The sequence below is a fragment of the Microbacterium sp. NPDC090007 genome, assembly GCF_044748345.1.
GTDB lineage: Bacteria > Actinomycetota > Actinomycetes > Actinomycetales > Microbacteriaceae > Microbacterium.
In genome coordinates this window covers 50,358-74,451 of the sequence record NZ_JBIVFV010000003.1, presented here as the reverse complement: position 1 = coordinate 74,451, position 24,094 = coordinate 50,358, and the positions used below count along the sequence as shown (strand labels likewise).

Here is a 24,094-nt window from a genome sequence, read left to right as displayed (position 1 = left end):
GGGCCACCGACATCGCCCGCCGTAGCCCCCGGTCGGCAGCACCCTCCCCGCCGGGCGGCGGAGCCGTCCCGCTCCCGCCCGCCCGCGGCATCCCACCCCCTGTGTCCTGCGCGCCTCGACGGCGATGTCGGGGCTGCGTCCTACCGTGGGCGCATGACCACGTGGCAGGCCGAGCCGCTCCCCCTCTTCCAGACGCCCGAGTGGGCGCGCCTCGTCGGCGTGTTCGATCTCGAGACGACCGGTGTCGATGTCGAGAACGACCGCATCGTCTCGGCGCACGTGGGGGTACTCGACGTCGACGGTCAGGTCGTCGACGCGCGCGATTGGCTCGCCGATCCCGGGGTCGCGATCCCGGCGGGGGCTGCGGCGATCCACGGCATCACCACCGAACGCGCTCGCGCCGAGGGAGCGCCCGCGCCGCGTGTCGTCGCCGAGGTCGTCGAGGCGCTGACGGCGTTGTTCGCCGCCGGCATCCCGGTCGTCGCGTACAACGCGCCGTTCGATTTCTCGATGCTCAAGAACGAGGCCGTCCGGCACGGGGTCGCGCCCATCCACGCGCCCTCACCGGTGATCGACCCCCTCGTCGTCGACAAGACGTTCGACCGCTACCGGCGCGGCAAGCGCACGCTGGCCGTCGTCGCCGAGCACTACGCCGTTCCCCTCGAGTCCGCGCACGAGGCCTGCGCCGACGCGGTCGCGGCGGGTCGTCTGGCCCTCGCCCTCGCCGAGAGGTTCGGTCCCTGGATGCCGTCCACCCTCGACGAGCTGCACACGCGTCAGATCGCGTGGGCACGGGCGCAGGCGGCGAGTCTGACCGAGTACTTCGTCCAGATCGGTCGGTTGGATGCCGGGGCTCCCCCGGTCGACGGAGCGTGGCCGATCCGCTGACCGGCGCCGGGCAGGGTGTGGTGCCGGGCGTGCGTGGCGGCGGGCGTGCGTGACGCAGGTCGTGCGTGGCGCCGGGCGCGCGTGACGCCGGGCGCGCGTGGCGGCGGGCGTGCGTGACGCAGGTCGTGCGTGGCGCCGGGCGCGCGTGACGCCGGGCGCGCGTGGCGCCGGGCATGCGTGACGCCGGGCGTGCGTGGCGCCGGGCGTGCGTGGTGCCGGGCGCGCGTGGCGCCGGCTCACACCTCAGGACGTCCCCCGCACCCCGACCCCACTACATCCAGGCGCCACAGCCTCCAGGCGCCGCAGCCTCCACACCCCACAGCCTCCACACCCCACAGCATCCACGCCCCACAGCGTTCATGCCCCACAGCGTTCATGCCCCACAGCATCCGCACCCCGCAGCCTCCAGGGCCGCACAGCATTCACGCCACAGCGTTCATGCCCCACAGCATCCGCACCCCGCAGCCTCCAGGGCCGCACAGCATTCACGCCCCACAGCATTCACGCCCCACAGCATTCACGCCCCACAGCATCCAGGCCCCACAGCATCCAGGCCCCACAGCCTCGAGGCCCCACCGCACCCGCATGCCACAGCCTCCACGGCCGCACACCTCCGGGCGTCCGCATGCGCCCACACCCCGCGCCCTCCACCGCCACACACCTTCCGGCGCCCCGCCACGGCATCCACACCAGATCGCCCCACACCGCTGCACGCCCCACGGCCTCCGCCGTCAACCCCTTCCGCGCGTCCTCGACCCGCGCTGTGCCGGCCGCCAGCGCCCGACGGGCCGATGTCGGAGGTCCGCGATATCTTTCCCGCATGACCTCCCCCGCACGCTCCGCCACCCGGCCGTCGCCGGTGTTCCGCGTGTGCGATGGAGCAGCGTGGCCCAGCGACGACGAGCTCGATACGGAGGCCACGTGGGCCGCCCTCCGCGAGAGTGCAGACGTCGACTGGTACAGCGATTTCGACCCCGACGACGCCGTTCCTTCTCGCGTCGTGAGTTTCCCGGCATCTGACGAGTGGATCGATGCCGACGACGGCGACGCACCGACGACCGTTCTCGCTCCGACGGTGTCCGACCTCGATGCGCGACTCGGTCACCTTGAGATCGTCGCGGCAGAGCGGCAGCGGGCAACGGCGGAGGAGTACCGCTTGATCGCCGCGATCCTCGCGCGCGCGGCGGCCGATCCGACCCCGTGGGTCGGTCCCGACCCCACGAAAGACCCCGCCTGGAGCGACTCCCGCCGCCGCACCGCGGCCGCCGTGCGTCGAGACCGCGTCGATATCGCGCAGCGGGCGGCCGTGGCCGAGATCGCCGTGCGCCTGCGCGTATCCGAGCAGACGGTCCGCCTGCGAGCGACCCGTGCCGAGATGTTGCAGGACCGATGCCCGCAGATGTGGCGCGCTTTCGCGGACGGTCGCGTGTCCGAACGACACGCGATCGAGACCGCCCGCCTCGCGGGCTCGCTCCCCGGGGTCGGAGAGATGGCGGATCCCGAAGACGCTGCCGCCGCGGCGCCCACCGACGCAACCCTCCCCGGCTCAGCTCACGCCGACACCGCGCCTTCCGGGATCCACCCCGCCGACGCGACGCGTTCCGAACCCGCCGACGCCGACGCCGACGCCGACGCCGACACCGACACCGACACGGACACCGACACCGACACCGACACCGACACCGATACCGATACCGATACCGACACCGACACCGACACCGAGCGTGATGACCCTGCCACCGCCGTGTGGAGGGCGTTCGATTCCGCCGTCCGAGAGCGTGCAGCCGAACTGGTCCCCGCCAAGTTCGCGGTCGCGGCACGGGCGATCCGCGAGCGCGTGCATGCCGAGTCGCTCGAGCGACGTCATCGACGGGCGGCCGAGGACCGAGGGGTCTGGATGACAGCCGAATTGGACGGCATGGCGTCCCTCAACGCGTTATTGCCCGCGGATCGTGCTCGGGGGATGATGGCCCGCATCGACCGCATCGCCCGCCATCTGCGGGTCGCGCCCGACGAAGACCGCACGCTGGCGCAGCTGCGAGCCGACACGCTCTCCGACCTCGTGGTCTCCCCCGCGTCGGGCCCGACCGATTTCGACGCGCACGGCGACGCGGCCACCGACGGCACGCTCGACGCGAGCATCAGCGCCCTCGCGAGGAGCGCCGGCACGAGCAACGCGGCCGAGTCCGTCATCCGTCCCGGCACCGACGGCTGGCCCGAATCGGACGCCGCCACCACCCGAGACTTCTCCGCCGCCCGCACGGCATCCTCGAACCGCCCGTTCCCGCGAGCCTCTTCACCCACCGTCATCGTGACGATCCCCGTCCTGACGCTTCTCGGTCACGGCACCGAGCCACCGACCCTCGACGGCTACGGTCCGATCGATCTCGACACCGCGCGTCGGCTCGCGGGCGAGGCGACTTCATGGATTCGCCTTCTCACTCACCCCATCGACGGCGCCCCTCTCACCCTCGATCGCAAGACTTACCGCGTCCCCGTGGCCCTCCGCCGGTGGCTCGGAGTGACCTCCCCGACCTGCGTCTTCCCCGGCTGCGGTCGCGCGGCAGCCGACTGCGATCTCGACCACCGCGACGCGTGGGCCGACGGCGGTGCGACCGACGAAGACAACCTCGATCCGAAGTGTCGGCACCATCACCGGTTGAAACACGAATCCCGGTGGATGCCGTCATCCACCCCCGACGCGGGACTCACATGGACGTCACCCCTCGGCGGCTCCTACGGCGCCGATCCGCCCCCGTTCTGACGCGGAGCCGTCCGCCCCGGCCGCACGCCCGACAGCACGCACCCCGTCCTGACCGGCGTGCCCGCCATTCCACCCCTCCGACCGACCCATGGCGCACGCGCGAGCCGGTTCTCATGCCGTCCCCACCGAGTGGGTGAGCCCGCCATCCGCACCGCACCACCCTCGCGCCCCGCCAAGCGCGCACCGCACCACCCCCAACCCTGGACTTCGCCGCACGCACGAGAAAGCCCCCCGTCCCGAAGGACGAGGGGCTGTCGACGCGTGATCGCTGCGGATCAACGACCGCCGAAGTTCTTGAAGCGCTGGTTGAACTTCTCGACGCGACCGGCCGAGTCCATGATGCGCTGCTTACCCGTGTAGAAGGGGTGCGAGGCGGACGAGATCTCCACGTCGATGACGGGGTACTCCACGCCGTCCAGCTCGATCGTCTTGTCGCTCGACACGGTCGAACGGGTGAGGAAGGTGTCGCCCGAACCGAGGTCGCGGAACACGACGGCCTTGTACGTGGGGTGGATGTCAGTCTGCATGGGAGGTCCTTTGAGAAGTGGTGCCCTGGATTCTGCCAGGACGTCAAAGTCTGCGGCGCCGGAGGCACCAACAGGAGAGTCTACCAGGCCCGGACCCCCGCCATCGCCGAGGGGCGAGCCTCACGCCCGCACGCGCCCACGCCACCCGGTCCGCAGCAGAGCTTCACGCCTGCAAGCCACCCCGGTCCCGTAGCCGAGCCTCACGCCTGCGCGCCACCCCGGTCCCGTAGCCGAGCCTCACGCCCGCACACCACCCCGGTCCCGCAGCCGAGCCTGACGCCCGCACGCGCCCACGTCATCCGCGCACCGCCGGCCGCAAGTCCTTCTGCGCGGACTCAGTCCGCCCGGACTCAGACCGCCCGGGCCGCGTACCGACCGCCGTCGCGCGTCAGGTTGATCTCGAGCCCGAACGTCGCCGAGAGGTTCTCGGCCGTCAGCGCCTCGTCGAGGGGGCCGGATGCCACGACCTCACCGTCACGCAGCAGCAGCACGTGCGTGAACCCGACGGGGATCTCCTCGACGTGATGGGTCACCATCACCATGGCCGGCGTCGTGGGGGCCTGCGCGTACCCGGACAGCAGGGCGAGCAGCTCTTCGCGGGCGCCGAGGTCGAGACTCGCCGTCGGCTCGTCGAGCAGCAGCAGCTCGGGGTCGGTCATGACCGCGCGGGCGATCTGGACGCGCTTCTGCTCGCCGTCACTGAGGGTGCCGAAAGTGCGGTCGGCGAGGTGATCGAGCTTCCACTCCGCCAGGACGCGCAGCGCACGACGCTCGTCGATGTCGTCGTAGTCCTCACGCCAACGACCCAGGACCGAGAACGCGGCGGTCAACACGACGTCGAGCACGGTCTCCTCGGGAGGCACACGCCGCGCCATGGCCGACGAGGCGAAGCCGATGCGCGGGCGCAGCTCGAACACGTCGGTGCGACCGAGCCGCTCACCGAGGATCGTCACGGCACCCGAGGTGGGGTGCAGCAGCGTGTCGGCCAGTTGTAGCACCGTCGTCTTGCCGGCCCCGTTGGGACCCAGGACGACCCAGCGCTGGTCGTCGGTGACGGTCCAATCCACGTGGGACACGATGTCCCGGGCGTTCCGGCGGACGACGACGTCGGAGAATTCGAGCACCTGGGGCATGCGTCCAGCCTAACGGCCGAGACCGACGCCCCCGCTGCGACGCGGCGGGTTCGGCCGCGCGACGACGAGGGCCCTCGGGCCACGGATGCCACCCGCCCACCGCGGCGCCAGTCCCGCCCCACCGCAGGGCCAACCCCGCCCCGGCTCCGCGGCGTCAGCCCAGCCCAACCCCGCCCCGGCTCCACGCAGCACCAGCCCCGCCCCGGGTCCGCGGCGCCAGACCCGCCCCACCGCAGCGCCAGACCCGCCCCACCGCAGCGCCAGACCCGCCCCGGGTCCGCGGCGCCAGCCGCGCCCCGGCTCTCCAGCGTCGGCAGCCCCGCCGCGGCTCCCCGGCCGCAGCCCCGCCCCGGCTCCCCGCAGCGCCAGACCCGCCCCGGCTCCCCGGCCGCAGACCCGCCCCGGCTTCCCGGCCGCAGACCCGCCGCGGCTCCCCGGCCGCAGACCCGCCCCGGCTCCCCGGCCGCAGCCCCGCCCCGGCTCCCCGGCCGCAGACCCGCCCCGGCTCCCCGGCCGCAGCCCCGCCGCGACTCCCGCCGCGGCGCCTACTTCGCCGCCACCTCCGCGTAGAGCGCGGCCGTCTGCTCGGCGATCGCCGCCCAGCTGAAGTCCTCGATCGCACGCCGACGCCCCGCCTCACCGTAGGCGCGGGCGCGGTCGGCATCCTGCACGACCTCGGTGAGGACGCGAGCCAGATCGTCGACGAAACGGTCGGGATCCACAGGGGTCCCGGTGCCGTCCTGGACCTGCTCGATGGGCACGAGCCGACCGGTCACCCCGTCGACGACGACCTCGGGGATACCGCCGGTCGCCGTGCCGACCACGGCCGCACCGCACGCCATCGCCTCGAGGTTCACGATCCCGAGAGGCTCGTACACCGACGGGCAGACGAAGGTCGTGGCCGCGGTCAAGATGGTGCACAGCTCTTCGCGCGGCAGCAGGCGTTCGATCCAGACGACCCCGTCGCGCGTCGCCTGCAGTCCGCGGACGAGCTCCTGCACCTCCGCCATGATCTGCGGGGTGTCGGGCGCGCCGGCGCACAGCACCAACTGCACCTCGGGCGGCAGCTGCTCGGCCGCGCGCAACAGATACGGCAGACCCTTCTGCCGCGTGATGCGCCCGACGAACACGACCGACGGCCGCGCCGGATCGATCCCGACCGAGGCGAGGAAGTCGTCGTTCGTCACGGGATGCCACGCGGCGGTGTCGATGCCGTTGTAGATCACGCGCACGGCGGCGGGGTCCAACGACGGGTAGCTGCGCAGGATGTCCTGGCGCATGCCCTCGCTGACCGCGACGACCGCGGCGGCGCCCTCGTAGGCGGTCTTCTCGATGTAGCTGGACACGGCGTACCCGCCGCCGAGCTGTTCCGCTTTCCAGGGCCGCAGGGGCTCCAGGCTGTGGGCGGTGACGACGTGCGGGATTCCGTGGAGAAGGGATGCCAGGTGGCCCGCGAAGTTGGCGTACCAGGTGTGCGAGTGCACCACGTCGGCACCCGCGACGTCGGAGACGATCTCGAGATCGGTGCCGAGGGTCTGGATCGCCCCGTTGGCGCCGGACAGTTCGGCGGGCACGCCGTACGAGGTGGTGTCGGGCGCGTCGCGCTCCGCCCCGAAGGCGCGGACCTGCACCTCGGTACCGGCGGCGCGCAGCGCCGCGACGAGCTCGGTGGCGTGGACTCCGGCTCCCCCGTAGATCTCCGGCGGGTACTCCTTGGTCACGATGTCGACGCGCATGAGACGAACCGTAGTACAGCGCGGGACGCGCCGGAGACGTGTTCCCGCATCTGCGCGCGCCCCCTAGTGTGGTGCCATGCCTGCAGCGCCGAAGGTCTTCGGAATCATCCTCGCCGGCGGCGAGGGAAAGCGACTCATGCCCCTGACGGCGGATCGCGCCAAACCCGCCGTCCCCTTCGGCGGTCAGTACCGCCTCATCGACTTCGCCATCTCGAATCTCATCAATTCGGGCCTGCGCCAGCTCGTCGTGCTCACGCAGTACAAGTCGCACAGCCTCGACCGCCACATCTCGCAGACCTGGCGCATGTCGCCGATGCTGGGCTCGTACGTGACGTCCGTCCCGGCCCAGCAGCGGTTGGGCAAGCGATGGTTCTCGGGCTCGGCCGACGCGATCCTGCAGTCCATGAACCTCATCCGCGACGAGAAGCCCGACATCGTCGTGGTGATCGGTGCCGATCACGTGTACCGCATGGACTTCAAGCAGATGCTCGACGCGCACATCGCCTCCGACGCGAAGGCGACGATCGCCGGCATCCGTCAGCCCATCGCGCTGGCGAACCAGTTCGGCGTCATCGACACCGACCCCTCGGACCCCACGAAGATCCGCGAGTTCCTCGAGAAGCCGCAGAGCCCCGAGGGCCTGGCGGACTCGCCGCACGAGGTGCTCGCCTCGATGGGCAACTACATCTTCGACGCCGACGCCCTCGTCGACGCCGTCACCCACGATGGCGAACTGCCCACCTCGGCGCACGACATGGGCGGCGACATCGTGCCCTACTTCGTCGATCGGGGCGAGGCGGCCGTCTACGACTTCCAGCGCAACGACGTGCCCGGTTCGACGCCGCGCGACCGCTCGTACTGGCGAGACGTCGGCACCATCGAGTCGTTCTACGACGCGCACATGGACCTGATCTCGACCCTGCCGATCTTCAACCTGTACAACGACGATTGGCCGATCTTCTCGCAGACCTTCAACGCCCCGCCGGCGAAGTTCGTCCGCGACTCGGTCGGCCGCATCGGCAACGCCATCGACTCGATCGTGTCGCTCGGTTCGGTGCTGTCGGGAACCCACCTCGAGCGCAGCGTCGTGGGCCCGTGGGCCCTCGCCGGCGGCGGGTCGACGATCACCGACTCGGTGCTCTTCGACAGCGTGCAGGTCGGTGCGGGCGCCCGCATCCACCGCGCCATCCTCGACAAGAACGTCGTGCTCGAGCCGGGTGCCACCATCGGCGTCGACCGCGAACGCGACATCGCACGCGGCTTCACGGTGACCGAGACGGGCATCACCGTCGTCGGCAAGGACGTGCACGTCCACGCGTAGAACAAGAGAGGGGCTCCGGATGCCGTGAACCCCGCGTACCCGAAGGGGCGGTGACCGTGGTGGTCACCGCCCCTTCGGCATCCGGGTCCGAGGTCAGACGCCCACGCGCTGGAACGCGTCGCGGGAGATGCCCTTCTCGAGCACGGCCTTCGACCACTCCCGTGCGCTGTGCAGGCTGTGGTCGCGGTAGTTGCCGCAGCTGAAGGCGTCGGTGCCCGGGACGTCGTCCCACGTGATGTCCTCGGCGATCGCGCGCAGCGAGTCGGTGACGGCGTCGACGAGGGCGGCGACCTCGGGCTCACCCCACATGATGACGTGGAAGCCGGTGCGGCAGCCGAACGGCGAGATGTCGATGAGACCGTCGATGCGGTCGCGCACGAGGCTGGCGAGAAGATGCTCGATCGTGTGCAGGCCCGCCGTGGGGATCTCGCCCTCGTTCGGCTGGACCAGACGCAGATCGAAGTTCGAGATGACGTCGCCGCGTGGACCGGACTCCGTGCCGATGAGGCGCACGTAGGGCGCGAGGACGGCGGTGTGATCGAGGGTGAAGCTTTCGACGTCGGCCATGGCGGAGGTCCCTTTCTGCAGAGGCGGCGGTACGACAAAGCCTACGGCGCGCCGGCGGACGAAGTCCTCGCGCGACGGCCCCGGCGCGAGGCCCGTCGGTCGTCCCGCGCGGCAGCACCCGCGCGCCGGCCCGGGCCCGCGCTCACCGGCGACCGGCGTCGGCTTCCCCGCCGACCCGCGCCGCCTTCCCCGCCACGCCACCTCCCACACCGCCCCGGCCCACGCTCACCGGCGGCCGACGCCGTCCTCGGGCGGAGCACCCGCACCGCAGCCGCTAGGGTCGAGGCCGTGCCCGCTCGCTTCCTCGTCGTCCTCGACGCCGACTCGACTCTCATCCGCAACGAGGTCATCGAACTCCTCGCCGACGAAGCCGGTCGCGGCGCTGAGGTCGCCACCGCGACCGAAGCCGCCATGCGCGGCGAGGTGGACTTCGCGACCAGCCTCCGCTCTCGCGTCAGAGCACTTGCGGGTGTCCCCGTCGAGGCGTTCTCCCGCGCCGTCGCGCGCATCGAACCCACCCCGGGGGTGCGCGAGCTGATCGCAGCCGTCCACGAACGCGGGGGAATCGTCGGCGTGGTCTCGGGTGGCTTCCACGAGGTGCTCGACGTGGTCGCCCCGGACCTCGGCGTCGACGTCTGGCGCGCGAACCGGCTCGCGGTCGCGGACGGCGTGCTGGCCGGTGCGGTCGACGGCGAGATCGTGGATGCCGCGGCCAAGGCCGAGACGCTCGGGCGCTGGGCAGCGCAGCACGACGTGCCCGCGGCCCTCACCTTCGCGATCGGCGACGGCGCCAACGACCTCGAGATGATGGCGGCCGCCGGATTGGGAATCGCCTTCAACGCCAAGCCCGCGGTGCGCCAACGCGCCGATCTCGTGATCGGCGACGTCGACCTCGCCCAGGTCATCGCCCTGCTGCCGCGATGATCGCACGCCGGTGCGGTGGGGTCCGGCCGGTAACGCCGGGTCCGGCCGATAACACCGGGTCCGGCCGATAACACCGGGTCCGGCCGATAACACCGGGTCCGGCCGGTAAAACCGGGTTCCGACCGGTGACACCGGGTCCGGCCGGTATTACCGGGTACGGCCGGTAACACAGCGTCCCGCCGGCAACACGGGGTCCCGCCGGTAACACGGGGTCCCGCCGATAACACGGGGTCCCGCCGGCAACACCGGGTCCGGCCGGTAACACGGGGTCCCGCCGGTAACACGGGGTCCCGCCGGTAACACGGGGTCCCGCCGGTAACACGGGGTCCCGCCGGTTACACGGGGTCCCGCCGGTTACACGGGGTCCCGCCGGTTACACGGGGTCCCGCCGCGCCGTGCCGTTCCGCCCGACGCGGCGGGGTCTGGCCGATGTCGGAGGTCCGTTCTACGCTGCCCGCATGGACGTCATCCTCGTACCCGGTCTCTGGCTCGACGCGTCGTCATGGGACGCCGTCATCTCCTCCCTCACCGCCGCCGGGCACCGGCCGCGCCCGCTGACGCTCCCCGGTCCGGCCGTGGGTGACCTGGTGATCGACGACTGGGTCGATGCCGTCGTGGGCGAGATCGACCGCCTCGGTACCGAGGTCGTGCTGGTCGGTCACTCGGGCGGGGGCAACGTCGTATGGGGTGCCGCCGACCGTCGGCCCGACCGCGTCGCGCGCGTCGTGCTGGTCGACAGCGCCGTCCCCCCGGCGGGGGCCACCATCTCGGAGTTCCCGGTCGACGAGGGTGTCGTGCACTTCCCCGGGTGGGACTTCTTCGACGACGACGACGTGTCCGACATCGACGCAGACACCCGGCAGCGCACGGCGCGGCAGATGGTCGACGTGCCGGGGCGGGTGCCCACCTCGCCGCTGACCCTCACCGACGAGCGTCGCTACGGCATCCCGGTCACCATCTTGTCGGGACGCCTCGACGCCGAGACGCTCCCCCGAGCGCTCGCGGACTGGGGAGCCTTCGCTCGGGAGTTCGACCGACTGCGCGACGTGGAGGTCGAGCATCTCGACTCGGGCCACTGGCCGCAGTTCTCGCAACCCGAGCGCTTCGCGGCGCGGCTCACCGCGGCGGTGCGGTGAGATCGGTGGGCGACGTCCGGGTCAGTGCCCCATGCCCAGACCACCGTCGACGGGGATGACCGCGCCCGAGATGTAGGCGGCGTCGTCTCCGGCGAGCCACGTCACGACGCCGGCGACCTCGTCGGCCGAAGCGAATCGACCGGCCGGGATGTTCTTCTTGTACTCGGCCTGGGTGTCGGCCGGGAGCTCGGCGGTCATATCCGTCTCGATGAAGCCCGGCGCCACGACATTCGCGGTGATCCCGCGGCCGCCGAGTTCACGGGTGAGCGATCGGGCGAAGCCGACGAGAGCGCTCTTGGACGCGGCGTAGTTGATCTGTCCGGCCGAACCGTAGAGCCCCACGACGCTCGAAATCAGGATGACGCGTCCCCACCGCGCCTTGAGCATCCCCTTCGACGCGCGCTTGACCACACGGAAAGCACCACCCAAGTTCGTATTCACCACGCTGTCGAAGTCGTCCTCGCTCATGCGCAGAAGCAGCGTGTCCTTCGTCACCCCGGCGTTGGCGACGACCACCGCGATCGGGCCGAGCTCGGCCTCGACCTGCGAGAACGCGGCATCGACCGTGGCGGCGTCGGTGACGTCGGCGCGGACGGTGAGCGTGCCCTCGGGGCCTTCCCCGGAGCGGGCGGTGACCGCGACCTTCCACCCCTCGGCCACGAACCGCTCGGCGATGGCTCGACCGATCCCCCGGTTTCCTCCGGTGACGACGACGACGCGGTCCTGAGACATTGTGAGACTCCTGTGCGGGCGGGGACGGAACCGCCCCAGCCTACCGACGGCGCGACGAACGCACCGCGATCCCCGCCCCGATCGCGCCGAGACGTCGGGGCGGGTGTGCGCCGCCGGGGCTCGCCCGTTTCGAGGTCTCGGACCTGACTCCGCCCCTCTCGAGATGCACGCTCGCAGGTTTGACAAGGATCGATCGGCGCTGGAACGTTGTAAGGGAGCACGACGAAAGGGGCTCCCGTGAGCGACGACCGCACGACCGACCCGTCTCAGCCCACCCCCCAGGCCGACACATCGGGCACGGAAGCCGAGACGCCGATTTCGTCCCGCGGGTCCATCCCGGACACGGCGCCCGGGACACCCGCCGCGCCTGCGCCCACGGACCGCGTCTCGGACGCCCCCGCCCCGCCCACGCACCCCGTCGCGGACGCCCCCGCCCCGCCCACGCACCCCGTCGCGGACGCCCCCGCCCCGCCCACGCACCCCGTCGCGGACGCCCCCGCCCCGCCATCCGGGTACGGTGCACCCGCGCACGGGACTCCCATATATGGCGCACCCGCGAACGGCGCATCCGCCTCCGGTGCACCCACCTACGGGACCCCCGCGTACGGGACCCCCGCGTACGGCGCACCCGCCTCCGGTGCACCCACCTATGGGGCCCCCGCGTACGGCGCACCCGCCTTCGGGACCCCCGCGTCGGGCACGCCGGCGTTCGGCGGCGCTCCCGCATACGGGCACGCCGACGTGGCCGACACAGCGGGCGGGTACGGCTACGCGATGCCTGCGCGCATCAACACTCTCGCCATCGTGTCGTTGATCGCGTCGGTGGTCGGCGTCTTCGCCCTACCGGTCATCGGGCAGATCGTCGGCATCGTCACCGGCCACATGTCGCTGTCGCAGATCAAGGCGCGCGCCGAGAAGGGGCGCGGACTCGCGATCGCCGGACTCATCGTCGGCTACGTCACGATCGCCCTCGGCGTGCTGCTGCTGATCCTGTTCGTGGCCCTCCTCCAGGCGGCGATCGCCGGAAGCGGCACCGCTTACCGCATCTGACCCACCCGAGTTCCCCACCCCCGCCGCGGGTCGCGGGCGCTCGGTGTCGGCCCACGGTTGTCACGACATCGAGAAGTCGTCCCGCCGCCCGACCCTGCGCGCGCGCTGCGGGCGTACCCTGAGACCACTGTGAAGACAAACCGCGCCCAGTCCGCGACGTCGCTCCCCAAGGCCCCCCGGGAGGACGCCGACAGCCGCTTCGCCAAATACATGGTGATGATGGGGATCCGTATCGCGTGCTTCATCGCCATGGCCGTCGTCCAGCCCTACGGCTGGTACACCTTCGTCTTCGCCGCCGGAGCGATCTTCCTGCCGTATCTCGCCGTCATCGTGGCGAATGTAGGGCAGGATGCCGCCGAGACCACCGCCATCAACCCGGAGCGCGCGATCGAGTCCCCCCGCCCGGCTCCGGCCCCCTCCGCGACGTCCGACGACCCGCTCGTCATCCGCATCGCCGAGACCCCGCGGTTGGATCCTCCGCGCGACCCGCGCCCGTGACCGACCACGCCGCAGAGTGTTCGCGAGCGGGATGCCGCGACGCGGCCACCTGGGCGATCACCTGGCGGAATCCCCGCATCCACGCCGCCGATCGCCGCAAAGTGTGGGTCGCGTGCGACCAGCACGTGGCCTATCTGCGTGAATTCCTGCACGCCCGGGACTTCCCCGTCGAGGTCGGGGCTCTGGCGGGCGACCGCGCGTGAGCGCCCCGGGTGGGACACCGCTCCGGAGCGACGTACCCTGGAGAGCGTGGCTCAGGAGAACGACGTGAACGCGCGCGAGGTGCGCGTCAACGTCGCCGCCCCGGCATCCCCGCATCGCGAGATGCCTGCCGCGGGGCGCTGGGCGCTGTACATCGGCGTCGCGATCCTCTTCGCCGTCGCCTGCGGATTCCTCTCGCACTGGCAGTTCTCCCGCAACGCCGAACGCAGCGAACAGCTGCAGCTCGTCGCCGAGAACTACGACGCCGCCCCTGTCGCCCTCGGAGAGCTCCTGGCGCCCGGATCCGAGCTGGGCCCCGGCGACGAGTGGCGTCCCGTGCGCCTCGAAGGGCGCTACCTGCCCGACGAGCAGCTGCTCGTGCGCAACCGTGCGCACGGGGGCTCAGCCGCCTACGAGCAGCTCGTTCCCTTCCGCCTCGACGACGGCCGGACCCTGCTGGTCGATCGCGGCTGGCTCCCCCCGGGCAACCGCCAGGCCGCCCCCGACGACATCCCCGCCCCTCCGGCGGGCGACGTCGTCGTCGAGGTGCGTCTGCGCCCGGGCGAGGCGGCCCCCTCGTCGGGTCGCGGCGCCGATCCCGGGCAGGTGCCGACCATCAACCTGGGGCTCGTCGCCGAACAGACCGGGCCGATCGAGCCGGGAGCGTACGGCCTGATCATGTCCGAGACGCCGGCACCGGCATCCGCCCCCTTCACCGTCGACCCCCCGAGCGATGATCCGGGTCCGTACCTGTCGTATGCCGTGCAGTGGATCCTCTTCGCCGTCATGGGTTTCGGCTTCATCGGGTACGTCATCGTGAACGAACGGAAGCTGCGCGCCGAGGACGCCGAGGACGACGACGAGATCGGCGGCGCCTTCGTCCCCGCGCAGACGGATGACACCGGCCGACGCCGGGTCGATCCCGTGGCGCTCCACCGTGCCCGCAAACGCCCTCGCGACCGCGACTCCGACGACGAAGACGCCCTGCTCGACGCGCACTGACGATCAGGTCCGGCAGATCGGGTCCGGGAGGTCAGGGCCGGACGGTCAGGGCCGGACGGTCAGGGCAGGAAGGTCGCGGCCGGGAGGTCAGGGCCGGACGGTCGCGGCCGGAGGACCAGGTACTGACGATCGGGGCCGGAAGGCGAGGGCCGGAAGGTCGGGGCCGGACGGTCGGGGCGGGGCAGTCGGGGGCCGGGAGTCGAACCCGGGCGCTTGACCCGAGGTGATCGATCCAGGTCGACCTGGCGATCACGCCGACGCGATGAATCCGATCTGATCGACCCGACGCGATCGACCCGACGCGAACGGGCCGAGCCGTCACGCCAACGTGATCAGGTCCGCGTAGTCGCGGCCCCAGATGTCCTCGACGCCGTCGGGCAGGATGAGCACGCGCTCGGGGTTGAGCGCCTCGACGGCGCCCTCGTCGTGCGACACCAGGACGACCGCACCCTCGTAATGGGCGAGCGCGCCGAGGATCTCTTCGCGCGAGGCCGGATCGAGGTTGTTCGTGGGCTCGTCCAGCAGCAGCATGTTCGCCGACGACACCACGAGCGTCGCGAGCGACAGTCGGGTCTTCTCGCCGCCCGAGAGCACCCCGGCGGGCTTGAGCACGTCGTCGCCGACGAAAAGGAAGGAGCCCAGCACCTTGCGCGCCTCGGTCGCGGTGATGTGCGGGGCGGCGGACATCATGTTCTCGAGCACCGAACGCCCGACGTCGAGATTCTCGTGCTCCTGCGCGTAGTAGCCGATCTTGAGGCCGTGACCGGGCTCGAGCTGCCCCGTGTCGGGCTGGTCGACGCCGGCGAGGATGCGCAGCAGCGTCGTCTTTCCGGCACCGTTCAGGCCCAGGATGACGACGCGCGACCCTCGGTCGATCGCGAGGTCGACGTCGGTGAAGATCTCGAGCGACCCGTACGACTTCGACAGACCCGAGGCCATGAGCGGGGTCTTGCCGCACGGCGCGGGCTTGGGGAAACGCAGCTTCGCGACGCGCTCGTCCTGACGCACGTCATCCAGGCCCGAGAGCATCTTCTCGGCGCGCGCGACCATCTGGTGCGCGGCGGCGGCCTTCGAGGCCTTCGCCCCGAAACGCGCGGCCTGCAACTGCAGGGCCGTGGCCTTCTTCTCGACGTTGGCGCGCTCCTTCTTGCGGCGCTCCTCGTCGGCCACCCGCTGACGCAGGTAGTTCTTCCAGTTCATGTTGTAGACGTCGATGACCTGGCGGTTGGCATCCAGGTAGAAGACGCGGTTGACCGTCTCGCCCACCAGCTCCACGTCGTGCGAGATCACGATCAGGCCGCCCTTGTACCCCTTGAGGAACTCGCGCAGCCACACCACGCTGTCGGCGTCGAGGTGGTTGGTCGGCTCGTCGAGGATCATCGTCTGCGCGTCCGAGAACAGGATGCGCGCCAGCTCGATGCGACGCCGCTGACCGCCCGAGAGCGTCTTCAGCGGCTGGTCGAGGATGCGATCGGGCAGCGACAGGTTGTGGGCGATGGATGCCGCCTCGGCCTCGGCCGCGTATCCGCCCGCCGCTTCGAACTGCTCGGTGAGCCGGGCGTATTTCTTCATCGCCTTGGCTGCGACCGCGGCGTCGTCATCGCCCATCGCCAACGAGGCCTCGTGCATGCCGAGGGCGAGCGAGCCGAGCCCGCGGGCGTCGAGGATGCGCGTGCGGGCGAGCATCTCGGGGTCGCCCGAGCGGGGGTCCTGCGGCAGGTAGCCGAGCTCTCCGGAGCGGTCCACGCCACCGTTCGAGGGCAGCAGGTCGCCGGCGAGCACCTTGGTGAGAGTCGTCTTGCCGGCGCCGTTGCGCCCGACCAGGCCGATCTTGTCGCCGTCGGAGACGCGGAAGGCCACGTCGGACATGAGCACGCGGGCACCCACGCGGATCTCGAGGTCGTGCACGGCGAGCACAGCGAACGTCCGTTCAGTCGGGGAAGGGTGGGCGGCCGAGAAAGGCCAGCCACCCAGTATAAGCCGCGCCCCTGCGAACCCGCCGACAGCGCAATCGCGTCCGCCCGTCCGCGGCCGGTGCACCGCCGTCCGGGCACGCCGAAGATTCCGGATGCCATTGTCTCGGCGTCGAGACGAAGACCCGGGTGATCGGTGTCCGGGTTTGCGTTCTCACCCGGGGACTCACCTAAACTAAGCCTATCCTTACCTAACACGCAGGAGGCTCTTCGTGTCCCGATTCCGCGCCCTGACGGTACTCGCCGTCGGTTCCGCCCTCGTCCTGACCGGCTGCGCCGGCACCTCGGCCGCTCCCGGAGACGAGGCGGCGCAAGGCTCCGACGACGTCTTCCCCGTCACCGTCGACAGCGCTCTCGGACAGGCGGTCATCGAGAAGAAGCCCGAGCGCGTGGCCACCGTCGCGTGGTCGAACCAGGAGGTCCCCCTCGCTCTCGGCATCGTGCCGGTCGGTATGGCGAAGGCCACGTGGGGCGACGACGACGGAGACGGCATCCTCCCCTGGGTCGAAGACAAGCTGACCGAGCTCGGGGGCGAGACCCCCGTGCTGTTCGACGAGACCGACGGCATCGACTTCGAGGCCGTGGCCGACACGCAGCCCGACGTCATCCTCGCCGCGTACTCGGGGCTCACGCAGGAGGACTACGACACGCTGTCGAAGATCGCGCCCGTCGTCGCCTACCCCGAGGCCGCGTGGGGCACGACCCTCGACCAGATGATCCAGCTCAACTCCCGGGCCCTCGGCCTCGAGAGCGAGGGCGAGGCCCTCATCGAGCAGATCAAGACCGAGTCGCAGGAGGCCTTCGACGCCCACCCCGCTCTCGCCGAGGTCGCGCCGCTGTTCGCGTTCACCGACCCGACCGATCTCAGCACGATCACCTTCTACACCTCGCACGACCCCCGCGCGGGGTACCTGCACGAGTTCGGCATGCCCGAGCCCGAGCAGGTGACCACGACGTCGAGCGAGATCGACGCGTTCTACAGCGACATCTCCTCGGAGCAGGCCGACGTCTTCAGCGACGTGGGGCTCTGGATCACCTACGGCAACACCGACGGATCGACCGTCGCGCAGCTTCAGGCCGACCCGCTCCTGTCGAAGATCCCCGCCGTGGCCGCCGGCCGCGTGGCAGTGCTCGAAGACGGCACGCCCCTCGCGGCCTCGGCGAACCCCTCTCCCCTCTCGGTGAGCTGGGGTCTGTCGAAGTACCTCGACGTGCTGACCGCCGCCCTCGGCTGATCCCGCCCCCGACACCTCGAATCGCGCCCACCGTGAGCTCTCGCACCGCCGTCGCCGACGCCCCACCCGACACCGCTGATCTGCGGCGATCGACGGGCCGTCGACTCGGGTGGCTGCTGGCGCTCACGGTGGGCGTGATCGTCGTGTCCGCGGCATCCGTCGCCCTCGGCACCCGTGACGTCTCGATCGGCGAGATCCTCTCCGCGTTCTCGGGGGGCACGGGGGTCGGTGAAGCGGTGGTCGCCACGCGCATCCCGCGCACGGTGCTCGGTCTGCTCGTCGGAGCGGCCCTCGCGATGGCCGGGCTCACCATGCAGGCCGTCACCCGCAATCCCCTCGCCGACCCCGGCATCCTCGGCGTCTCCGCCGGGGCGTCGCTGGCCGTCGTCACCGGCATCGCGTTCTTCGGCCTGTCGAGCTCGCTCGGCTACATCGGATTCGCCGTCGTGGGTGCGGCCGTCGCCTCGGTGTTCGTCTACACGGTCGGCTCCCTCGGGCGCGGTGGCGCCACTCCCCTCAAGCTCGCCCTCGCCGGGGCGGCCACCACCGCCGCGTTCGGCTCGCTGTCGAGCGCGATCCTGCTGCCGCGCGTCGACCTTCTCGAGGTGTTCCGCTTCTGGCAGATCGGCGGCATCGGCGGGGCGACATGGGACCGTGTGCAGATCGTGCTGCCGGTGCTCGCCGCCGGAGCGCTCGTGTGCATCCTCTGCGCGCGGGGCATGAACTCCCTCGCCCTCGGCGACGACGTCGCGACCGGGCTCGGCGAGCACGTCGGGCGCACACGCCTCATCGCCTCCGCGGGGGCGGTCGTGCTCGTGGGCGCGGCCACCGCCGTCGCCGGCCCCATCGCATTCGTCGGCCTCGTCATCCCGCACATCTGCCGCCTGCTCATCGGGACCGATCATCGGTGGCTCGCGCCGTTCTCGGCTCTCGGAGGCGCGATCCTTCTCGTGGGAGCCGACGTCGTCGGTCGCCTCGTCGCGCGCCCCACCGAGATCGAGGTCGGCATCCTCACCGCCCTCATCGGCGCCCCCTTCTTCATCTGGATCGTCCGCCGGCAGAAGGTGCGTGAACTGTGAGCAGCGTCCTGCCGCGCCCGGCCTCGGTCGGTGCCCTCGCCCGCGGACGTCGATCCCGCAGCCGGCGCCGGATCGGCGTGACCACCGTGCTCGCCGTCGCCGTCGTCGTCGTCTTCGCGGTGACGCTCATGGTCGGCAACACCTTCTACACCCCCGACCAGGTGATCCGCGTCCTGCTGGGCCAGACGGTCCCGGGCGCCTCGTTCACCGTCGGCGAGCTGCGCCTGCCGCGCGCGAGCCTCGGCCTGCTGGCGGGACTCGCCTTCGGCATGGCCGGAGTCACGTTCCAGACGATGCTGCGCAATCCCCTCGCCTCCCCCGACATCATCGGCATCTCCTCCGGCGCGAGCGCGGCCGCCGTCATCGCGATCATCGGCTTCTCGCTGTCGGACGCCCTCGTCTCGGCCTTCGCCCTCGTCGGCGCCGTCGCCACCGCCGGCGCGATCTACCTGCTCTCCCGCAAGGGCGCCTTCACCGGCACGCGTCTCGTGCTCATCGGCATCGGTGTCGCCGCGATGCTCGACAGCGTCACGACCTACATGCTGAGCCGCGCCGCCAACTGGGACCTGCAGACCGCGATGCAGTGGCTCACGGGGAGCCTCAACAACGCCTCCTGGGGTCGAGTGATCCCCCTCGCCCTCGCGGCCGTGGTCATCGTCCCGCTCATGATCGGCAACACCCGCTCGCTCTCGGTCCTCCGCCTCGGCGACGACTCCGCCGCGGGTCTCGGCGTCCGCGTGGAACGCACGCGACTGCTCCTGATCGTCGGCGCCGTCGTGCTGCTGGCCGTGGCGACGGCCGGCGCCGGGCCGATCGCTTTCGTGGCCTTCATGGCCGGTCCGATCGCCGCTCGCCTCATCGGCCCCGGCGGATCCCTGCTCCTTCCGGCCGGGCTCGTCGGTGCCCTGTTGGTCATGCTGTCCGACCTCGTCGGCCAGTTCGCCTTCGACAACCGCTACCCGGTGGGGGTCGTCACGGGCGTGCTGGGCGCGCCGTATCTCATCTACCTGCTCATCAGGACCAACCGCTCCGGAGGCTCGCTATGACCGCGAACCGCACGCTGTCGGCCGAGGGTCTCACCCTCGCCTACGCCGACCGCATCATCGTCGACGACCTCGATCTCGTCCTCCCCGCCGGCCGGATGACCGCGATCGTCGGCGCGAACGGGTGCGGCAAGTCGACGCTGCTGCGCGCGCTCGCCCGCCTGCTCCCACCGAAGGCCGGTCGCGTGATCCTCGACGGCAAGGCGCTGCACGAGCGGCCCACGAAGGAGGTCGCTCGCATCCTGGGGCTGCTTCCGCAGAGCCCGATCGCTCCCGAGGGCATCGCCGTCGCCGACCTCGTCGGCCGCGGTCGCCACCCGCACCAGCGCGCCCTCGCCCGCTGGAGCGCCCGCGATTACGAGGTCGTGGCCGAGGCCCTCGCCGCCACGGGGATCAGCGACCTCGCCGACCGCCCGGTCGACGAGTTGTCGGGCGGACAGCGGCAGCGCGTGTGGATCGCCATGGCGCTCGCCCAAGAGACCGACATCCTCCTGCTCGACGAGCCGACCACCTTCCTCGACGTCGCCCACCAGGTCGATGTCCTCGACCTGCTCACCGACCTCAACCGCGACCGGGGGACGACCACCGTCATGGTGCTGCACGACATGAACATGGCGGCCCGCTACGCCGATCATCTCGTCGCCCTGCGCGACGGACGCGTCGTGGCCGCCGGCGACCCGAGCGCCGTCATGACCAGCGGGCTCATCGCCGAGGTGTTCGGGCTCGACGCCCTGGTCGTGCCCGACCCCGTGTCGGGAACCCCCCTCGTCCTTCCGCGCGGGCGTCACCACGTCAGCGCCCGCACGCCGTCCGTCGACACCACCCGGGAGCCCCACGATGTCGTCCCCTCTTGAGACCTCGCGGTTCTTCCGCGTCCGCGTCGCGCGCATCACCGATCTGACCCCGAGCTTCCGTCGCTTCACGTTCGTCGGCGATGACCTGCACGAATACGGCGACCCCGGTTTCGATCAGCGCGTGAAGGTCGTCTTCCCCACCGCCACGGCCGACCTCGACACGATGCCGACCGGCGGCGACTGGTGGACGGCGTGGCGGGGACTCCCCGACGACGCGCGCCCGCCGTTCCGCACGTACACGACCCGCGCGGTGCGTCGCGCCGAGCGGGAGGTCGACATCGACATGGTCGCCCATGAGGTGCTCGGCCCGGCATCGGCGTGGATCGAGAACGCGCGACTCGGCGACGAGGTGCTCATCTTCGCCCCCACGGTCGCCCTCACCGACGTCAGCTTCGGCGTCGACTTCGTCCCGCCCGCGCAGACCGGCGACTACCTTCTCGCGGGCGACGAAACCGCCGCGCCCGCGATCGCGGTCATCCTCGAGCAGCTCCCCCCGGAGGCCACCGGAACCGTCGTCCTCGAGGTCCCCACCCCCGAGGACTGCGCCTACCTCCCCCGGCATCCGGGATTCGATTTCCGTCTGGCCGCGCGGGCAGCGGGCGACCGCCACGCGCATCTCGTCACGGCCACACGCGACGCCGCGTTCGCGCTCACCCCGGACGGCCACGGCGACGAGGTCGAAGAGGTCGACATCGACGAGGGCATGCTGTGGGAGGTCCCGCGCACCGCCAAGGGCGGAGCCGCACTGAAGAAGGCGCCGCTGTACGCCTGGCTCGCCGGCGAGGCGTCCGCGATCAAGACCCTCCGTCGCCACCTCGTGACCGAGCGCGGCGTCGACCGCCGTGCCGTCGCGTTCATGGGCTACTGGCGCACAGGGCGAGCCGAGGTCTGATGACGGATGCCGTGACCCGGCGTCACCCCTCGGTCGCGCCCCGCGTCCGCTCGGCGCGCCGAGCGCTCATTCCCGTCGGGCCAGCGCACCGATGCGCGCGACCGCCTCGCGCAGCACCTCGGGGGCGCACCCGACGTTGATGCGCACGTGGCCGATACCCTGCTCGCCGAACAGGGGGCCGTGGTGCAGAGCCACCTTCGCCTCGCGGCGGATGTACGGCGACGGGTTGTCGCCCCACCCGTAGGCCGAGACGTCGACCCAGGCGAGGAAGCCCGCGTCGGGCAGACGGTACCGCGCGAGCGGCATGTGCTCGGCGAGCAGCTCGGCGAGCAGACGGCGGTTGTCATCGAGCGCGACGAGCAGCGACTCGAGCCACCCGTCGCTCTCGGCGGCGAACGCCGCACGGTTGGCGATGACGCCGAACAGGCCCGCGCGCCACTCGACCTCCCACGGCAGCGACCGCACCACCGCCGCCGTCTCCTCGGAACCCGTGACGATGACGGCGCACTTCAGCCCGGCGAGGTTGTAGGTCTTGCTCGCGCTCGTGACGGCGTAGCCGACCGCGGCAGCCTGAGGTGCGGCATCCAGGAACGGCGTGAACACCGCGGGCGCGTGCGTGAGAGGCGCGTGGATCTCATCGCTCACGACACTCGCCCCGTAGCGCTCGGCGAGACGGGCGAGCGCGGCGAGCGACGCGCGGGTGTGCACCGTGCCGGTCGGATTGTGCGGATTGCAGAGCAGGATCGCCCTGGCGCCCCCGGCGAAGGCGCTTTCGATCCCGGCCAGATCGAGGCTCCACGTCTCGCCGTCGTCGACCAGGGGCACCCGCTCGACGACGGCCCCGGCCTCTTCGACGGTGTCGTAGAACGGCGGGTACACCGGCGGCGTCACGATCACACGATCGCCGGGCGAGGTCACGGCCCGCAGCACCTCGACGACCCCCATCATCACGTCGCCCGTCCAGCGGATCCGCGACGGGTCGATCTTCCATCCCCACCGCCGCTCGGCGTACGCGGCGAAATCGACGTCGATACCGGGGCGCGGCGGGGTGTACCCGGTGTCGCCGATCTCGACGGCACGGTGCAGGGCCGTCGTGATCGCCGGCGCGAGCGGGAAGTCGGTCTCGGCGACGAACATGGGGATCACGTCGTCGTCGTACGAGCGCCATTTGGTGCTGGAGCGCTGACGCAGAAGGTCGAGAGGCAGGGCCTGCAACGGGGTGACGCTCATCCGGAAAGCCTAATCAGGGCACCGGATGCCGCGGAACCCGACCGTCAGAGGAGGACACACGCGCGCGGGCGAGCATTCATCGCGACGCACCACGCTCGCGCACCGCCCGGATCGCGGCATCCGCGAACCCGGAACGCCCACCCCCGAGAGGGTGGGCGTTCGAAGACTTCTCGCGGTCAGATCGCGAAACCGAGCGCGCGCATCATGTCGCGGCCGTCGTCCGTGATCCGTTCGGGACCCCACGGCGGCATCCACACCCAGTTGATGCGGAAGCGATCCACGACGTTGTCGAGGGCCTGGGCGGTCTGCTCTTCGAGGACGTCGGTCAGCGGGCAGCCGGCCGAGGTGAGGGTCATGTGGATGACGAGCGCGTCGTTCTCGTCGTCCCACGCGAGGTCGTAGATGAGGCCGAGGTCGACGACGTTGATCCCCAGTTCGGGGTCCATGACGTCCTTGAGGGCCTCGGTGACCTCGTCGTACTTCTCGGGAGCGAGGGTTGCGGTCATGTAACGATCCTACGCGTCGATCGGCGTTCCGGCCTCGAGGAAGCGGTCGTAACCCTCTTCTTCGAGTCGGTCGGCGAGCTCGGGGCCACCCTCTTCGACGATCCGGCCCTTGACGACGACGTGGACGAAGTCGGGGCGGATGTAGCGAAGGATGCGGGTGTAGTGCGTGATGAGCAGCACACCGAGGTCGGTCTGCTCCTTGGCGCGGTTCACGCCCTCGCTCACGATCTTGAGCGCGTCGACGTCGAGACCCGAGTCGGTCTCGTCGAGGACGGCGATCTTGGGCTTGAGCAGTTCGAGCTGCAGGATCTCGTGACGCTTCTTCTCGCCGCCCGAGAAGCCCTCGTTGACGTTGCGCGAGGCGAACTTGGCGTCCATGCGCAGGTTCTCCATGGCGCCCTTGACGTCCTTGGTCCAGCTGCGGATCGCGGGGGCCTCGCCGTCGATCGCCGTCTTGGCGGTGCGCAGGAAGTTGGTGACCGTGACGCCGGGGATCTCCACCGGGTACTGCATCGCGAGGAACAGCCCCGCACGCGCGCGCTCGTCGACGCTCATCTCGAGGACGTCCTCACCGTCGAGCGTGATGGAGCCGCTCGTGACGGTGTACTTGGGGTGACCGGCGATGGTGTACGCCAGGGTCGACTTGCCGGAGCCGTTGGGGCCCATGATGGCGTGGGTCTCACCGGTGCGCATGGTCAGCGTCACGCCGTTGAGGATCGGGGTCGTACCGTTCTCCGTCTCGACCGTCACGTGGAGGTCGCGGATCTCGAGGACAGACATGGGGTTCCTTACTTCAGAAGTCT

At 71.2% G+C, this 24,094-nt stretch carries 23 protein-coding genes; 14 read left to right on the top strand and 9 right to left on the bottom strand.

Features of this window, described 5'->3' with window-relative positions; translation table 11 throughout:
* Positions 1-153: 153 nt before the first annotated feature.
* Both ACIPVB_RS11595 and ACIPVB_RS11590 read left to right on the top strand, forming a co-directional pair.
* Positions 154-888, top strand: coding sequence for an exonuclease domain-containing protein (locus ACIPVB_RS11595; protein WP_400369077.1), 735 nt, complete (start codon positions 154-156; stop codon positions 886-888).
* An 820-nt stretch (positions 889-1,708) separates the two neighbouring features.
* Positions 1,709-3,652, top strand: coding sequence for a DUF222 domain-containing protein (locus ACIPVB_RS11590; protein ID WP_400369076.1), 1,944 nt, complete (start codon positions 1,709-1,711; stop codon positions 3,650-3,652).
* Positions 3,653-3,927: 275 nt separating this feature from the next.
* On the opposite strand, the gene ACIPVB_RS11585 is transcribed toward ACIPVB_RS11590, so the two are convergent.
* The 3 genes from ACIPVB_RS11585 to glgA all read right to left on the bottom strand — a co-directional run bounded on the left by ACIPVB_RS11585 (position 3,928) and on the right by glgA (position 7,048).
* Complete coding sequence (locus ACIPVB_RS11585; protein ID WP_055837630.1) at positions 3,928-4,179, bottom strand: type B 50S ribosomal protein L31; 252 nt, start codon at positions 4,177-4,179, stop codon at positions 3,928-3,930.
* A gap of 350 nt (positions 4,180-4,529) precedes the next feature.
* On the bottom strand, positions 4,530-5,312 hold the full coding sequence (locus tag ACIPVB_RS11580; protein WP_400369074.1) for an ABC transporter ATP-binding protein: 783 nt from the start codon (positions 5,310-5,312) through the stop codon (positions 4,530-4,532).
* A gap of 545 nt (positions 5,313-5,857) precedes the next feature.
* On the bottom strand, positions 5,858-7,048 hold the full coding sequence (gene glgA, locus ACIPVB_RS11575; protein ID WP_400369072.1) for a glycogen synthase: 1,191 nt from the start codon (positions 7,046-7,048) through the stop codon (positions 5,858-5,860).
* 76 nt (positions 7,049-7,124) lie between these two features.
* Between glgA and glgC the strand changes: the two genes are divergently transcribed.
* Complete coding sequence (gene glgC / locus ACIPVB_RS11570) at positions 7,125-8,369, top strand: glucose-1-phosphate adenylyltransferase (RefSeq protein WP_400369071.1); 1,245 nt, start codon at positions 7,125-7,127, stop codon at positions 8,367-8,369.
* Between the two features lie 93 nt (positions 8,370-8,462).
* Here glgC and ACIPVB_RS11565 read toward each other — a convergent pair whose 3' ends face one another.
* Positions 8,463-8,936 (bottom strand): S-ribosylhomocysteine lyase, encoded by a 474-nt coding sequence (locus ACIPVB_RS11565; RefSeq protein ID WP_400369069.1) that lies wholly within the window; start codon positions 8,934-8,936, stop codon positions 8,463-8,465.
* A gap of 288 nt (positions 8,937-9,224) precedes the next feature.
* Between ACIPVB_RS11565 and serB the strand changes: the two genes are divergently transcribed.
* Positions 9,225-9,860, top strand: coding sequence for a phosphoserine phosphatase SerB (gene serB / locus ACIPVB_RS11560; RefSeq protein ID WP_400369068.1), 636 nt, complete (start codon positions 9,225-9,227; stop codon positions 9,858-9,860).
* Between the two features lie 458 nt (positions 9,861-10,318).
* Positions 10,319-10,996 (top strand): alpha/beta fold hydrolase, encoded by a 678-nt coding sequence (locus ACIPVB_RS11555; protein WP_400369067.1) that lies wholly within the window; start codon positions 10,319-10,321, stop codon positions 10,994-10,996.
* Between the two features lie 21 nt (positions 10,997-11,017).
* On the opposite strand, the gene fabG is transcribed toward ACIPVB_RS11555, so the two are convergent.
* A complete protein-coding gene (gene fabG, locus ACIPVB_RS11550) occupies positions 11,018-11,728 on the bottom strand; it encodes a 3-oxoacyl-ACP reductase FabG (protein ID WP_116537401.1) in 711 nt (236 codons plus the stop codon).
* A 237-nt stretch (positions 11,729-11,965) separates the two neighbouring features.
* Between fabG and ACIPVB_RS11545 the strand changes: the two genes are divergently transcribed.
* From ACIPVB_RS11545 to ACIPVB_RS11530, 4 genes are all read left to right on the top strand, one after another.
* Positions 11,966-12,778, top strand: coding sequence for a DUF4190 domain-containing protein (locus ACIPVB_RS11545; protein ID WP_400369064.1), 813 nt, complete (start codon positions 11,966-11,968; stop codon positions 12,776-12,778).
* A 129-nt stretch (positions 12,779-12,907) separates the two neighbouring features.
* Positions 12,908-13,276: a DUF3099 domain-containing protein gene (locus ACIPVB_RS11540; RefSeq protein WP_400369063.1), complete on the top strand. Its 369-nt coding sequence runs from the start codon at positions 12,908-12,910 to the stop codon at positions 13,274-13,276.
* A complete protein-coding gene (locus ACIPVB_RS11535) occupies positions 13,273-13,479 on the top strand; it encodes a hypothetical protein (protein ID WP_400369061.1) in 207 nt (68 codons plus the stop codon). Before ACIPVB_RS11540 ends, ACIPVB_RS11535 begins: the two co-directional genes overlap by 4 nt.
* Before the next feature lie 46 nt (positions 13,480-13,525).
* On the top strand, positions 13,526-14,479 hold the full coding sequence (locus ACIPVB_RS11530; RefSeq protein WP_400369059.1) for an SURF1 family protein: 954 nt from the start codon (positions 13,526-13,528) through the stop codon (positions 14,477-14,479).
* Positions 14,480-14,797: 318 nt separating this feature from the next.
* Here the strand turns inward: ACIPVB_RS11530 and ACIPVB_RS11525 are convergent, their stop codons facing one another.
* Complete coding sequence (locus tag ACIPVB_RS11525; protein WP_400369057.1) at positions 14,798-16,396, bottom strand: ABC-F family ATP-binding cassette domain-containing protein; 1,599 nt, start codon at positions 16,394-16,396, stop codon at positions 14,798-14,800.
* 268 nt (positions 16,397-16,664) lie between these two features.
* On the opposite strand from ACIPVB_RS11525, the gene ACIPVB_RS11520 reads away from it, so the two are divergent.
* The 5 genes from ACIPVB_RS11520 to ACIPVB_RS11500 are packed head-to-tail and all read left to right on the top strand — an operon-like array spanning position 16,665 to position 21,555.
* On the top strand, positions 16,665-17,687 hold the full coding sequence (locus ACIPVB_RS11520) for an iron-siderophore ABC transporter substrate-binding protein (RefSeq protein ID WP_400369055.1): 1,023 nt from the start codon (positions 16,665-16,667) through the stop codon (positions 17,685-17,687).
* A 32-nt stretch (positions 17,688-17,719) separates the two neighbouring features.
* Positions 17,720-18,766: a FecCD family ABC transporter permease gene (locus ACIPVB_RS11515; protein ID WP_400369054.1), complete on the top strand. Its 1,047-nt coding sequence runs from the start codon at positions 17,720-17,722 to the stop codon at positions 18,764-18,766.
* Positions 18,763-19,812 carry a FecCD family ABC transporter permease gene (locus ACIPVB_RS11510; protein ID WP_400369052.1) on the top strand — a complete coding sequence of 350 codons (1,050 nt, stop codon included), beginning with the start codon at positions 18,763-18,765 and terminating at the stop codon, positions 19,810-19,812. The genes ACIPVB_RS11515 and ACIPVB_RS11510 overlap by 4 nt, the downstream gene beginning before the upstream one ends.
* On the top strand, positions 19,809-20,663 hold the full coding sequence (locus ACIPVB_RS11505; RefSeq protein WP_400369051.1) for an ABC transporter ATP-binding protein: 855 nt from the start codon (positions 19,809-19,811) through the stop codon (positions 20,661-20,663). Before ACIPVB_RS11510 ends, ACIPVB_RS11505 begins: the two co-directional genes overlap by 4 nt.
* Positions 20,647-21,555: a siderophore-interacting protein gene (locus ACIPVB_RS11500; RefSeq protein ID WP_400369049.1), complete on the top strand. Its 909-nt coding sequence runs from the start codon at positions 20,647-20,649 to the stop codon at positions 21,553-21,555. The genes ACIPVB_RS11505 and ACIPVB_RS11500 overlap by 17 nt, the downstream gene beginning before the upstream one ends.
* A 66-nt stretch (positions 21,556-21,621) precedes the next feature.
* Here ACIPVB_RS11500 and ACIPVB_RS11495 read toward each other — a convergent pair whose 3' ends face one another.
* The 3 genes from ACIPVB_RS11495 to sufC form a co-directional block, all read right to left on the bottom strand.
* On the bottom strand, positions 21,622-22,785 hold the full coding sequence (locus ACIPVB_RS11495) for a MalY/PatB family protein (RefSeq protein WP_400369048.1): 1,164 nt from the start codon (positions 22,783-22,785) through the stop codon (positions 21,622-21,624).
* 176 nt (positions 22,786-22,961) lie between these two features.
* Positions 22,962-23,291, bottom strand: coding sequence for a metal-sulfur cluster assembly factor (locus ACIPVB_RS11490; RefSeq protein ID WP_013586729.1), 330 nt, complete (start codon positions 23,289-23,291; stop codon positions 22,962-22,964).
* 9 nt (positions 23,292-23,300) lie between these two features.
* The gene (gene sufC, locus ACIPVB_RS11485) at positions 23,301-24,071 is read right to left on the bottom strand and encodes a Fe-S cluster assembly ATPase SufC (protein WP_058625386.1); all 771 of its coding nucleotides are present in this window, start codon (positions 24,069-24,071) and stop codon (positions 23,301-23,303) included.
* Between the last annotated feature and the right edge of the window lie 23 nt (positions 24,072-24,094).